This is a genomic window from Acinetobacter nosocomialis, from assembly GCF_041021905.1.
GTDB classification, from domain to species: Bacteria; Pseudomonadota; Gammaproteobacteria; order Pseudomonadales; family Moraxellaceae; genus Acinetobacter; species Acinetobacter nosocomialis.
In genome coordinates this window covers 1,631,173-1,643,609 of record NZ_CP157432.1, presented here as the reverse complement: position 1 = coordinate 1,643,609, position 12,437 = coordinate 1,631,173, and the positions used below count along the sequence as shown (strand labels likewise).

Sequence of the window (12,437 nt, the reverse complement as noted above, 5' to 3'; positions counted from 1 at the left end):
ACAGGCAATCTAAAAATGAATATTTCAAAAAAGACAGCTCTGATTACTGGCGCATCACGTGGTATTGGCCGTGCTATTGCAGAACGTTTAGCTCAAGATGGCTTTTATGTGATTGTTAACTATGCAGGCAATAAGGTGCATGCCCACGCCACTGTAGAACACATTATTGAGCAAGGTGGTCAAGCTTCTGCTATTCAAGCAGACGTTGCAAATGAACATGAAGTGAGTCGTTTATTTCAAGAAGCTAAAGCGATTAACGGTCAATTAGATGTTGTGGTTCATAGCGCAGGCATTATGCATATGGCAAAAATTACACCTGAAAACCTGCCAGATTTCGATACAGTGATTCATACCAATTTACGTGGCGCATTTTTAATATTGGCGCATGCGGCCGAAACGGTGCCAGATGGTGGTCGGATTATTGCGCTTTCAACCAGTGTAATTGCCAAATCTTTTCCAGCATATGGTCCTTATATTGCTTCAAAAGCAGGTGTTGAAGGTTTAGTACATGTCTTAGCAAATGAATTACGTGGCCGCAATATCACTGTAAATGCAGTTGCGCCCGGCCCGACAGGTACTGACCTTTTTTATAATGGAAAAACTGAAGAGCAAGTGGCGGCTATTGCAAAACTTGCTCCATTGGAACGAATCGGAACACCTGACGAAATTGCTGGCGTAGTTGCCATGCTAACTGGTCCAGATGGACGTTGGGTAAATTCTCAAGTCATTCGAGTAAATGGTGGATTTGCTTAATATTTAAAACCGTGTGGATTATTTTAATTCACACGGTTTTTTACTAACTATTAAAATTTCTTAAATCTATTTTATTTTAATAACTTTATAAGATTAACTAATACTGTTTTATATAAAATATTCACCACTCTTATTTATCAAAATAATATATATAAATAGATATTCCTTATTTTTGCTTATATTTAAAACCGCGTAAATTGAACCTTAACAATCTGAATCAAAGATAAGGATATATTCAATGAACGCTAAATTAAATACTGAAACTCCACAAAGTTTTATCTCAAATGGTTCAAATACATCCTTTTCGGCCGAAGATATTCTTGCTAAAGCACAGCAATATGCACAAGAACATGAACTAAATTTTAATGGCAGTTTATCACCTGTTGACGCATGGCAACTCGTACAACAAGGAGAAGCGGTTTTAGTTGATGTGCGTACCAATGAAGAACGCAAATTTGTGGGTTATGTCCCTGAAAGTATCCATGTTGCATGGGCAACAGGCACATCGTTTAACCGTAATCCACGCTTTTTAAAAGAACTTGAATCAAAAGTTGGCAAAGACAAAACCATTCTTTTGTTATGTCGTAGTGGCAACCGTTCAGCACAAGCTGCCGAAGCCGCATTTAATGCAGGTTTTGAGCACATTTATAACGTTCTTGAAGGCTTCGAAGGTGATCTAAATGATCAACAACAGCGTAACCAGAAAAATGGCTGGCGCATCCACCAACTTCCTTGGCAACAAGACTAATACTTCAATCAATTTTCAGTGAATCAAGGAAAGCTTGTGACTCAATGGAACATTAATGCGGTTGTACAAGGTTTACAACAAGCAAGGCATGACTGGCGTCAGCAACAGCACAGAACAAAAGAATTTGGGGGCCGCGAACTTCCATCTAAAGAAGCTTTAAAGGCCATTTTAGATGACCTGTGCGGCATTTTATTTCCAATGCGTTTAGGCCCGGCTGACTTACGCCAAGAAACTGAAGATTCTTATATTGCCTATACTTTAAATCGAGTACTCACAGCCTTACATGCGCAAGTACAACTGGCTTTAAATTATGAAGCAAAACGTCATTTGGGCCATTCAAGCACAGTCCAGCAACCACAAGAACTTGCCCAAACTATTGTTCAGGATTTTGCCAACACTTTGCCCTCTATACGACGCCTTTTAGATGGTGATGTACGGGCGGCTTATGAAGGTGATCCAGCAGCACATAGTGTAGATGAGGTACTACTCTGCTATCCGGGCATATTTGCGATTATTTATCACCGAATTGCGCATCAGCTCTATGCTCAAGTGCCTTTATTGTCACGCATTATTTCGGAGTTAGCTCACTCTGCAACAGGTATTGATATTCATCCGGGTGCACAAATCGGTAAAGGCTTTTTCATTGATCATGGTACGGGTGTGGTGATTGGCGAGACTTGTGTGATTGGGGAACGCGTTCGTATTTATCAAGCCGTGACCCTTGGAGCAAAACGCTTTGAAACCAATGATGATGGTGGTTTGAAAAAAGATTATATACGCCATCCGATTGTTGAAGATGATGTCGTGATTTATGCAGGCGCGACTATTTTAGGCCGTATTACGATTGGTCGAGGGTCCATTATTGGGGGAAATGTCTGGCTTACGCATAGTGTTGCAGCAGGTAGCCAGATTTTACAGTCACCAAATGAGTCTTATCAAAAAAATCATATTGCCGGTTAAAAACTATAGATGTGAAATAAATAGATAAGGAGACAAATAAAAAAGAAAACGTGCAGATTAATAAAATGCTTATTTCTAGTTTAAATATATTTCTATTTAGAAAATAGATAACTCATTAATAAGCTCAGTATTTAAAAAATTTATAACGCGATTTTAATTTTAAAACCAGAACTAATTCTAGTTTATATGCATCCTAGAATTTTTATTTCAAAAAGCCAATGTAATAAGGAAAAATGATTCATGGCGAAAAATACAGACAAAGCCCAACTTGCACTTGGGGACCATGCGGCCCGTCAACTGGCCAATGCAACCAAGACAGCTCCCCAGCTTTCTACAATTACTCCCCGCTGGCTGACTCACTTACTTCAATGGATTCCTGTTGAAGCAGGTATTTATCGCCTAAACCGTGTCAATAATACCGATGATATTCAGGTGGCTTGCACACAACGTGATGAAGCAACTTTACCTCAAACTTTCGTCGATTATGATCCAGAACCACGTGAATACTTTTTAAATGGTGTATCTACTGTTTTAGATGTACATACACGCGTTGCTGACCTTTACAGCAGCCCACACGACCAAATTAAAGAACAGCTCCGTTTAACCATTGAAACCATTAAAGAACGTCAAGAAAGTGAGCTTATCAATAACCCTGAATACGGTTTACTGGCAAGTGTGACAGATGACCAACGTATTTCGACCTTAAATGGTCCACCTACCCCAGATGATCTTGATGATTTATTACGTAAAGTCTGGAAAGAACCGGGATTTTTCCTAGCACACCCTGATGCGATTGCAGCATTTGGCCGTGAATGTACACGCCGTGGTGTACCACCTCCAACGGTTAGCTTATTTGGTTCGCAATTCATTACATGGCGCGGTATTCCACTTATACCATCAAATAAAATTCCTGTAGAAGATGGCAAAACTAAAATCTTGCTGCTTCGTGTTGGTGAAAAGCGTCAAGGGATTGTTGGTTTGTTCCAACCGGGTCTTGCGGGTGAACAGTCACCGGGGCTTTCAGTCCGCTTTATGGGAATTAACCGTAACGCGATTGCGTCGTATCTAATCTCGTTATATTGCTCACTTGCAGTATTAACAGACGATGCGTTAGCAGTGTTAGATGATGTGGAGGTGGACAAATATCATGACTACCCAGTTAACTACAAGTAATCTGCAAGGTAGTCCAACAGGGCCTGAAGTGACTGGTGTTAACCCACCAGCCAACTTCCCCGATGAGTCCACCATTGCTCGACTTGCTAATGAGTTCTTTTCAGCAGTACCGAACGCAAGCAGTTCGACTTCTCCATCGGGCCTTAACTTGGACTTACCTGTCGGAGCGCCACCTCACCCACCGCAACCGGGTGAACCATTTTCTGCACTCAGTGGTCGTGCGCCCAATATCGCGTTTCAGAAAAGTCTCAATCCAGAATATCCTGAGCATATTCCAAATTTGCCAGACTACCCTGAACGCCGAATAGTAGCTTCCGCGCCTGTGGTGGGTGGAGCTAATTTGCCACGCCCACCATTTGAACCACATTTACCACAAGCTGCTCATAGTGAACCAAATGTGCCGCGCATTGAACCCAGCTTACCCACTGGTGCAGGTGAATCACCTTATTATTTTTTAAATGATTTTTCTGCCCCCACTGCAGCAGAACCATCTGTTAGAGGGGTTGAAGATAATTATTCGGTTGCGCAGTCTTTTCAGTTGCCACATGGTGACCAGCTAAAGTCCTTACTGACGGAAGATCGTTTTGCAACGAAAACGCCTACCCAAAGTTCGGCAAGCTCTGCATTTTATTTTTTAGACTTGCCTCAAAGTGGACAAAGTTATAGTCACTATCAACCATCGCAACCCACTTTTGTAGCAAGTAGTGCTCAACCACTCGATGTGCATGCCATACGTCGCGATTTTCCAATTTTACAGGAACGCGTCAACGGTCGACCTTTAGTCTGGTTTGATAATGCAGCTACTACACAAAAACCGCAGCGTGTGATTGACCGGATTGCTTATTTTTATCAGCATGAAAACTCAAATATTCACCGTGCTGCACATGAGTTAGCAGCCCGTGCAACCGATGCCTATGAACATGCAAGAAATGTAGTTGCCCGATTTATTGGTGCACCCTCTTCTAAAGAAATTATTTTTGTTCGAGGAACAACCGAAGGCATTAACCTGATTGCAAAAACATGGGGTGAGCAAAATATTGGTGAAGGTGATGAAATTATCGTTTCTCACTTAGAACACCATGCCAATATTGTGCCTTGGTATCAACTCACTAAAAAAACTGGAGCGAAATTACGAGTCATTCCTGTGGATGACACGGGCCAGATTATTTTAGAAGAGTTGCCAAAACTGATTAATGAACGCACTAAGCTGCTGTCAATTACTCAAGTTTCGAATGCTTTAGGCACAGTCACACCTGTTGCTGAAGTCATTAAAATTGCCCATGCCAAAGGTGTACGCGTTTTAGTTGATGGTGCTCAATCTGTTTCGCACATCCCTACCGATGTACAAGCTCTCGATGCAGACTTTTTTGTGTTTTCTGGACATAAAGTGTTTGGGCCAACAGGTATTGGCGCGGTCTATGCCAAACCAGAGTTGCTAGAAAGCATGCCTGTCTGGGAAGGCGGCGGTAACATGATTCAGGATGTTACCTTCGAACAGGTAGTTTACCAACCTGCACCCAACAAGTTTGAAGCTGGAACTGGCAACATTGCCGATGCTGTCGGATTAGGCGCTGCGCTTGAATATGTCGAAAGTCTAGGCATTCATAACATTGCTCGCTATGAACATGATCTACTCGAATATGGTCAAAATGCGCTGAGCAGTGTGTCAGGTTTACGCTTGATCGGAACGGCACATCATAAAGCCAGTGTAATGTCCTTTACCTTACAAGGCTATTCAACTGAACAAGTCGGTAAAGCTTTAAATCAACATGGTATTGCCGTACGTTCTGGGCATCACTGTGCACAGCCAATTTTACGTCGTTTTGGTGTAGAACAGACCGTGCGTCCGTCTTTGGCTTTTTATAACACGACTGAAGAAATTGATTTATTGGTGTCGGTGTTACATCAACTGACACGTAATAGGCGTAGTAATTAAATCTATTTTTAGGCTAGAAAAGACTGCTTTTGAGCGGTCTTTTCTATGGATTATTTATTAAAACTACTTGAACTCAACTTCATATATAGGAATAAGACAAAATAGCTATCACAGCTGAGTCTTATTATTTGAAATTCGATTTCTAAGTTAGCCTTCGGCTCGAGCTAAAAGTCATTAATAATCTAAAAAATTTAAAGTGCTTATCACGGCGGAGTCTTATTATTTTAAATTTGATTTCTGGATTAGCCTTCGGCTTGAGCTAAAAGTCATCTACAGCCTGCCCATAATTTATAAAAATAATGTTTTTGCAACATTTCCTGATAGATGAAAACAGTGAACAGGTTCTGTAGATGACAAAGTTTTTTGGTTACTTTTTCCAAAAAAAGTAACAGAATTAGCTACTTTATTATGACCTATACAGGGTAAGACTCCGTCGCGCTAACCCATCCACTTATAAATAAAACCAACTTAATTAAACACCCCCCAAATCAATCTCAACGCAATCCCAATCAACAACACTCCCATCATCCGCTCAAAATAAACCCCGAACTCCAAAAACCGTTTACGTACGATAGGCTGTGCAAACAGTACACTCACCACCATAAACCAAATAGCGTTAACCATACACATCCATATCCCATAAAAAACCTGAACTTTCATCGGTGTGGTCGTACTTACAATCGTCGTAAAAATTGCCAGAAAAAAGATAGTGGCTTTGGGGTTTAACGCATTGGTAAGAAAACCCATTGTAAAAGCTTTAAATAAGCTCGGCGCATCACTATCTGCTTGGCCATTAATCTCAATATTGGTATTCGGCTGGCTACGTAAGCACTGCCATCCTAAATACACTAAGTAAGCCGCCCCCGCTGTTCTGATCAGTGACATAAGCCATTCACTTTGCTGAATCAAAAAGCCAATACCAACCAGTGTATAAAACACATGGACTGAAATTCCGACACCAATACCAATTGCGGTTAGACAACCAATCAAATAGCCATAACGTACACTTTGTCTTACCGTAATCACAAAATCTGGTCCCGGTAAAATCACCGCCATGAAGTGAATAAGAGCTAGCGTTAAAAACTCATGTCCATACAACTGCCACATAACAATTTAGTTTCCTGAAAATCACTTAAACGATTGTATTGATATTTTTTAGACGCGATAATCCAATCAAAATCCAAATAACTTTTGCCTCATGAGCACAAATCAAAGTCTGGTTCTGTTAAATGAAATGGCAACTTTCGTGAAGGTTGTCGAGTCGGAAAGCTTTTCTGAAACTGCACGCCAGCTTGGTACAACACCTTCTGCTGTGAGCCGCGCGATTGCCCGTTTAGAACGTGCTTTAGGCACTCGTTTACTCTATCGAACTACACGGAAACTTCGTTTAAGTGAAAGTGGACAACAGGTCTATCAACGCTGTCTAGACATGGTGAATGCGGCACAAGCAGTCATGGAAAGTTCTGGGCAATTTCATGTCGAGCCAGAAGGTGTTATTCGTATGAGTGTTCCGAAAGCTGTGGGACATTTTATGATTCATCCACATTTACCCGAATTTTTAGAACGCTACCCTAAAATTGATATTCAAATGCTTTTAGAAGATCGCTATGTAGACCTGATTGATGATGGCGTTGATCTAGCGCTTCGAATTACAGAGCAACCACCGGGTGGGCTGATGGGCCGAAAACTCATTGATATTGATCATTTAATTTGTGCCACACCTGAATATTTGGCAAAGCATGGCACACCGAACCATCCTCATGATTTAAAACAGCATGAATGTATTTACTTGGGTGAGCAAGCCAGTGACTCAAAATGGAAATTTCAACAGGGGAATAAATCGATAAGTGTTGCTGTGCGTGGCCGTTATGCAGCAAACCATACCGGTGTGCGTTTGAGTGCTGCATTACAGCATTTAGGTATTGCGAGCTTGCCGTACTTCGTTGCACGCCATGCGCTACAACAAGGTAGCTTAGTTCAGGTTTTACCAGATTGGTATTTTAAGACCTATTATAGTGGTGGGCTGTGGTTACTTTACCCACCGACACGACATGTTCCGCCTAAATTGAGTGTGTTGATTCAATATTTGGCAGATAAACTAGCAGCAGAGCCGACTTTATTTAAGTTAAAGTAATATAAATTCAATGAATTAGCACGATAAAATTCTATCTTTGAATCTCTAAAGCGATCAGCTCATTCTGTTACTTTTTTTGAAAAAAGTAACCAAAAAACTTTCTCATCTACAGAACCTGACCACTGTTTACATCTATAAAAAATATTGCAAAAACATTATCTTTATAGATTATAGGCAGGCTGTAGATGAATCCTAGCTCAAGCAAATTCTATCTAAATCCTAGTCATTAGGGGCTATGAGTAAAACTACTCAACCAATAGATCTTTTGGATTAATCGTATCGCCATAGACTGGTTTTAAGGTTTTTTCATAAGCCTGATGAATCACGCCTTCTTTCGCCAATTTCTCTAAATCTTGGTTTAACCAGTCCAATAACTCTTTGTCACCCTTTTTCACTGCTGGTGCAATCAAGTCCTGCTCACCTAAATTGGTAATGCCAACAGTGTAATTTGGATTTTCTTTAGCCCAAGCTAAAACCAGCAAGTTATCATGTGCAAGCGCAGCACCACGACCATCTTTTAAAGCATCAAAAGTTTCAGTGTTTTGCTCATATTTTTGTAGTTTAATTTCAGGGTGAGTCTTGGTGAAGAATGAATCAGCCGTTGTACCTTTGTTTACCAGTAAAGTTTTATCTTTCAGTTGAGCAACATCAGTAATTGGATGGCTTTTAGGAGAAACGACACCCAAAGCCACTTTTAAATAAGGTTTAGCAAAATCGACCACTTCTTTACGCTCTGGTGTAACAGTAAAGTTTGCAAAAATAATATCTACTTTATTGGCTTTTAAATATTCGACACGGTTAGCCGCTTCAGTTAAAACAAACTCAACTTTGTTTTCATCACCCAGCAGATCTTTCGCAACATGCTTAGCAATTTCTACATCAAAACCTTGATTTTTACCTTGTGCATCTAAATATCCAAACGGCGGTTTATCACTAAATACACCAATTCGTACCACTCCATTCTTTTTGATCTGTTCAATACTCGACACCTTTTGTGTGGTATCGGCCGCTTTTTCAGTAGATTGAGTTCCTTTGTCACATGCAACCAAACCTAAACTCAGTAAAGAGGCAGCTAAAATATGCTTCATGTTTTGAAATGTTAATGTTGTCATTATTTCACCCTATCGTTCTTGTAAAAGTCTTATTTAAAATCGCAGCGCCTACTTTCAGACACTGCTCTAGCGATATCGAAAATTATTGGCCTACATCTAAAAACACATTCGGATTGACCGAGTCACCGTAAATTGGTTTCAAGGTTTCATCATAAATTTTCTTAATTTCACCACTTGTTCTGAGTTGCTTAATTTCAGTATTAAGCCAATTCAACAATTGGGTATTGCCCTTTTTAACTGCTGGTGCAATAAATTCTTGATCACCAATAGATTGAATACCCGCCACATAACTTGGGTTCTTCGCGGCCCATGCCAAAGCATACGTACTATCTTGTGAAATTGCGTCACCACGACCGTCGGTTAAAGCTTTGAAGGCATCCGAATTTCTTTCAAACTTGAGTAAATTCACTTTTGGATAATGCTTGGTAAAGTAGGTATCCGAACTTGTGCCTTTATTTACAATTAAGGTCTTACCTTCTAATTGAGCAATGTCGGTAATCGGCTTGGCTTTAGGCGAGACAATGCCAAAAGCACCTTTTAAATAAGGCTCGGCAAAATCGACAACCTCTTTGCGTTCTGGCGTTACCGTAAATGTCGCAAATACCACATCGGCACGATTTGATTTTAAAAACTCCACCCGATTTGAAGCTTCAGTCACAATAAACTCAACTTTCTTTTCATCACCGAGCAAATCTTTAGTCACCCGTTTTGCTAAAGCCACATCAAAGCCCTGATTATTACCTGCACTGTCTACATAACCAAACGGCGGATCATCGGCAAAAACGGCAACGCGTAAAACCCCATTTTTTTTGACTTGCTCTAAAGAATGGTCTTCTTGAGCATTACTTGCCTGTTCAGTTGATGGCGTTTTACTACATGCAGTTAACAACACCCCAGCAACGGCAAGACTGCTTAATATTTTTATTGAATTACGTTTAAACATTCACTTCCTCATGATTCAAATAATAAAAATTTAGTACGACAAAATATTTAAAAAGGCTTTCGCTCGTTCTGTCTTCGGCTGTTCAAAAAATTCTTCTGGTGAAGCCTGTTCAATAATCTTACCCTTATCCATAAAAATAATGCGGTCAGCAACCTTACGGGCAAAGGACATCTCATGTGTCACAATCAACATGGTCATTCCTTCATTCGCTAACTTGAGTACTACATCGAGCACTTCCCTCACCATTTCTGGGTCAAGCGCAGCGGTAATTTCATCAAGTAAAATCACTTGAGGTTGCATGACCAGTGAACGGACAATGGCTATACGCTGTTTTTGTCCACCAGAAAGTTGGCGTGGATAATCAAGTTTTCGCTCATATAGCCCGACTCGCTTTAACAACTCATCTGCGACTTGCTCTGCTTCATCACGGTGACGTTTTTGTACTTTGAGTGGTCCAAGCAAAATATTGTCAATAACATTCATATGCCCAAATAGCTCATAGTTTTGAAAAACCATGCCAATTTTTTGACGAGCATTAGTCCAGTCCACATCTTTACCGAGCACGCCTGAACCAGTTAAACGAATCTCACCACCCTGAATCGGTTCTAAGCCATTAATACAGCGCAATAAAGTACTTTTACCGCAGCCCGATGGACCTAAAATAACAACCACCTCTCCTTGTTCTACATCCAGATCAATGCCCTGTAAAATATGACTTTGTGCAAATGATTTCTGTAATTGTTGTATCGATAACAAAGGCATAATTACTCCCAGACCTTTTCTAAATGTGCCGCCAAACGAGATAAGGGATAGCAAATTAGAAAATACAAAATAAAAATAAAGCCATAAATCCAAAGAGAAGCACTCGGCACGGTTAACAGCGAATTTTCAATAATTTGCTGGCCAACTTTAATGACCTCAACTACACCAATCAGGACTGCCAAGGAACTAGTTTTCACCATTCGGGTAAATAAATTAATCGCGCCAGGAGTTACTCGTTTTAAACTTTGCGGAAAAATGACATAGACCAAAGCTTGAACATGGGTAAGTCCGAGCGCATAGGCCGAATCACGTTGATGCTGATCAATCGAAGTAATGGCAGCACGAACCAAATCGCCCATTTCAGCCGTACCCCATAAAACAAACACAACAACGCAAACCCACATTGCAGAAAACTGCCAGTTAAACCATGTCGCAAAGCCGAAATAAAACACAAACAGCAAAACTAAAATTGGAATGATTCGAATCGCTTCTAAATACAGACGGCACAATGCTTTAACGACTATGTTTTTAGAAGTCATAATGACGCCGAAAACTGTGCCGAAAATTGCAGAGAAAAAGACCGAAATAAAAGCAATTTTTGCAGTTGCCCAAAGTCCCCACATTAAACGTTCGAGGTGACTCGCTTGAAATAGATAATCAAGTTCCATGGCTCACCTTCCGACTTCTGTGCTCCAGATAACTGGTTAAAATAGACACAGGCAATAAAATAATCAGATAAGCCATGATGAGTAAAAACAGAGCTTCCGTAGTTTTATAGTCCATGCCAATTAAGTCTTTGGTCACAAAAAGTAGCTCAACGACAGCAATCGCACTGACCACAGAACTTTCTTTAATTAGAAATAGGCAATTTGCCCCTATTGCCGGAATTGAAATAGCCAGTGCTTGAGGGAAAATGACATATCTAAAAATTTGAATCGGTTGCAGACCAATACTTTTTGCTGAGTCAATTTGCCCTTTTGCCACCGACTGTAAACCTGCTCGGAAAGCTTCAGCCATATAGCTTCCACCTAAAAAGGTCAGTCCGATTACACCGCAAGTAAAACCATCGATTTTGATGCCCAGTTTTGGCAAACCGTAATACAAAAAGAACAGTTGAATTAATAGAGGGGTATTTCGAGATAACTCAATATAGAACTGGGCAATTCTATTTAGTACCCGCACACGATATGTGATTAAAATGCTGCAAATCAGTCCTACAATAATCGCCAAAATAATGCTGATAATTGAAATTTTCAGCGTGGTCAAAGTTGCAGAGAAAAATTGCGGCAACACACTATGGATATACTGCCAGTTCAAGGAAAATTCCAACAAATAATATTAAAACGTTATAAATATTTAGCTTTCGTCAGCCATTAAATATTTGTGTAACGAGTTTATTTTTTTCCCAATTGGTCTAAAACTATTTTTATTAGATAAGCTTTTCTATAAGTTTGATAAATTCGATTTGGCAATCGAAAACCTTCAAATCAGTTGAATACAACTGCTTAAAACATATTCACTAAAACAAAGATGAATAATAAAGCCAATAAAAAATCGGACACCAACGCCCGATTTTTATTAAATAATTTTCAATTTATTTTTTACTTTCTAAGTACATCCCCAATATTTGGGTCTTTATCAAAAACTGATTTTGCATATGGGCAAAGCGGAATTACTTTTACGTCTTTTTCACGAACAAAAGCTACCAAAGCATCCAGTAATTGTCGACCTACCCCTTGTCCGCGATAATTTTCATTCACATCTGTAGAATCAATAATCAGCATGCTTTCGCCTGCCCATGTATAAGTCATTTCACCTGCAACGGTTTCACCATCAAGTAAGCTAAAGCTGCCGTGTTTTGTATCATCTTTTTGTTGAATATTCACAATGAATTCCTCGTATTATGACTCATATTT

Annotated in this window: 15 protein-coding genes and 1 pseudogene; 8 read left to right on the top strand and 8 right to left on the bottom strand. The window is 40.0% G+C overall.

What is annotated here, in order from left to right; translation table 11 throughout:
• Positions 1–15 precede the first annotated feature (15 nt).
• The 5 genes from ABLC00_RS07565 (at position 16) to ABLC00_RS07545 (ending at position 5,570) form a co-directional block, all read left to right on the top strand.
• Entirely contained in the window at positions 16–753 is a 738-nt protein-coding gene (locus ABLC00_RS07565) for an SDR family oxidoreductase (protein ID WP_033846365.1), read from the top strand.
• A 238-nt stretch (positions 754–991) separates the two neighbouring features.
• Positions 992–1,501 carry a rhodanese-like domain-containing protein gene (locus ABLC00_RS07560; protein WP_017481583.1) on the top strand — a complete coding sequence of 170 codons (510 nt, stop codon included), beginning with the start codon at positions 992–994 and terminating at the stop codon, positions 1,499–1,501.
• An 18-nt stretch (positions 1,502–1,519) separates the two neighbouring features.
• A complete protein-coding gene (gene epsC / locus ABLC00_RS07555; RefSeq protein ID WP_080775659.1) occupies positions 1,520–2,461 on the top strand; it encodes a serine O-acetyltransferase EpsC in 942 nt (313 codons plus the stop codon).
• A 240-nt stretch (positions 2,462–2,701) separates the two neighbouring features.
• Positions 2,702–3,634, top strand: a complete 933-nt coding sequence (locus ABLC00_RS07550) for a family 2A encapsulin nanocompartment shell protein (RefSeq protein WP_001107594.1) — start codon at positions 2,702–2,704, stop codon at positions 3,632–3,634.
• On the top strand, positions 3,609–5,570 hold the full coding sequence (locus ABLC00_RS07545; RefSeq protein ID WP_033854267.1) for a family 2A encapsulin nanocompartment cargo protein cysteine desulfurase: 1,962 nt from the start codon (positions 3,609–3,611) through the stop codon (positions 5,568–5,570). Before ABLC00_RS07550 ends, ABLC00_RS07545 begins: the two co-directional genes overlap by 26 nt.
• Positions 5,571–5,829: 259 nt before the next feature.
• On the opposite strand, the pseudogene ABLC00_RS07540 reads toward ABLC00_RS07545, so the two are convergent.
• Together ABLC00_RS07540 and ABLC00_RS07535 are read right to left on the bottom strand one after the other, a co-directional pair.
• Positions 5,830–5,950 (bottom strand): annotated as a pseudogene (locus ABLC00_RS07540) (hypothetical protein).
• A gap of 88 nt (positions 5,951–6,038) precedes the next feature.
• Positions 6,039–6,677 carry a LysE family translocator gene (locus ABLC00_RS07535; RefSeq protein ID WP_017392944.1) on the bottom strand — a complete coding sequence of 213 codons (639 nt, stop codon included), beginning with the start codon at positions 6,675–6,677 and terminating at the stop codon, positions 6,039–6,041.
• Between the two features lie 91 nt (positions 6,678–6,768).
• Here ABLC00_RS07535 and ABLC00_RS07530 point away from each other — a divergent pair, with 91 nt between their 5' ends.
• On the top strand, positions 6,769–7,704 hold the full coding sequence (locus ABLC00_RS07530; RefSeq protein WP_033846367.1) for a LysR family transcriptional regulator: 936 nt from the start codon (positions 6,769–6,771) through the stop codon (positions 7,702–7,704).
• A 76-nt stretch (positions 7,705–7,780) separates the two neighbouring features.
• Positions 7,781–7,900, top strand: a complete 120-nt coding sequence (locus ABLC00_RS07525; protein ID WP_080775677.1) for a hypothetical protein — start codon at positions 7,781–7,783, stop codon at positions 7,898–7,900.
• A 49-nt stretch (positions 7,901–7,949) separates the two neighbouring features.
• Here ABLC00_RS07525 and ABLC00_RS07520 read toward each other — a convergent pair whose 3' ends face one another.
• The 5 genes from ABLC00_RS07520 to ABLC00_RS07500 form a co-directional block, all read right to left on the bottom strand.
• On the bottom strand, positions 7,950–8,816 hold the full coding sequence (locus tag ABLC00_RS07520; RefSeq protein WP_033846368.1) for a cysteine ABC transporter substrate-binding protein: 867 nt from the start codon (positions 8,814–8,816) through the stop codon (positions 7,950–7,952).
• A gap of 82 nt (positions 8,817–8,898) precedes the next feature.
• The gene (locus tag ABLC00_RS07515; protein ID WP_000476790.1) at positions 8,899–9,759 is read right to left on the bottom strand and encodes a transporter substrate-binding domain-containing protein; all 861 of its coding nucleotides are present in this window, start codon (positions 9,757–9,759) and stop codon (positions 8,899–8,901) included.
• 30 nt (positions 9,760–9,789) lie between these two features.
• Positions 9,790–10,521 carry an amino acid ABC transporter ATP-binding protein gene (locus tag ABLC00_RS07510; protein ID WP_001130362.1) on the bottom strand — a complete coding sequence of 244 codons (732 nt, stop codon included), beginning with the start codon at positions 10,519–10,521 and terminating at the stop codon, positions 9,790–9,792.
• A 2-nt stretch (positions 10,522–10,523) separates the two neighbouring features.
• Complete coding sequence (locus tag ABLC00_RS07505) at positions 10,524–11,189, bottom strand: amino acid ABC transporter permease (RefSeq protein ID WP_000418067.1); 666 nt, start codon at positions 11,187–11,189, stop codon at positions 10,524–10,526.
• Entirely contained in the window at positions 11,179–11,838 is a 660-nt protein-coding gene (locus tag ABLC00_RS07500; protein ID WP_001104469.1) for an amino acid ABC transporter permease, read from the bottom strand. The genes ABLC00_RS07505 and ABLC00_RS07500 overlap by 11 nt, the downstream gene beginning before the upstream one ends.
• 64 nt (positions 11,839–11,902) lie before the next feature.
• Between ABLC00_RS07500 and ABLC00_RS07495 the strand changes: the two genes are divergently transcribed.
• Positions 11,903–12,016: a hypothetical protein gene (locus ABLC00_RS07495; RefSeq protein ID WP_014206469.1), complete on the top strand. Its 114-nt coding sequence runs from the start codon at positions 11,903–11,905 to the stop codon at positions 12,014–12,016.
• A gap of 106 nt (positions 12,017–12,122) precedes the next feature.
• Here ABLC00_RS07495 and ABLC00_RS07490 read toward each other — a convergent pair whose 3' ends face one another.
• Positions 12,123–12,407, bottom strand: a complete 285-nt coding sequence (locus ABLC00_RS07490) for a GNAT family N-acetyltransferase (protein WP_033846369.1) — start codon at positions 12,405–12,407, stop codon at positions 12,123–12,125.
• Positions 12,408–12,437: the final 30 nt, after the last annotated feature.

Excerpts from the sequence above, each read along its gene's own strand:
- ABLC00_RS07505 (WP_000418067.1), bottom strand. The coding sequence starts at position 11,189 with ATGGAACTTGATTATCTATTTCAAGCGAGTCACCTCGAACGTTTAATG.
- ABLC00_RS07515 (WP_000476790.1), bottom strand. The coding sequence starts at position 9,759 with ATGTTTAAACGTAATTCAATAAAAATATTAAGCAGTCTTGCCGTTGCT.
- ABLC00_RS07565 (WP_033846365.1), top strand. The coding sequence starts at position 16 with ATGAATATTTCAAAAAAGACAGCTCTGATTACTGGCGCATCACGTGGT.
- ABLC00_RS07530 (WP_033846367.1), top strand. The coding sequence starts at position 6,769 with ATGAGCACAAATCAAAGTCTGGTTCTGTTAAATGAAATGGCAACTTTC.
- ABLC00_RS07550 (WP_001107594.1), top strand. The coding sequence starts at position 2,702 with ATGGCGAAAAATACAGACAAAGCCCAACTTGCACTTGGGGACCATGCG.
- ABLC00_RS07510 (WP_001130362.1), bottom strand. The coding sequence starts at position 10,521 with ATGCCTTTGTTATCGATACAACAATTACAGAAATCATTTGCACAAAGT.
- ABLC00_RS07520 (WP_033846368.1), bottom strand. The coding sequence starts at position 8,816 with ATGACAACATTAACATTTCAAAACATGAAGCATATTTTAGCTGCCTCT.
- ABLC00_RS07545 (WP_033854267.1), top strand. The coding sequence starts at position 3,609 with ATGACTACCCAGTTAACTACAAGTAATCTGCAAGGTAGTCCAACAGGG.
- ABLC00_RS07535 (WP_017392944.1), bottom strand. The coding sequence starts at position 6,677 with ATGTGGCAGTTGTATGGACATGAGTTTTTAACGCTAGCTCTTATTCAC.
- ABLC00_RS07560 (WP_017481583.1), top strand. The coding sequence starts at position 992 with ATGAACGCTAAATTAAATACTGAAACTCCACAAAGTTTTATCTCAAAT.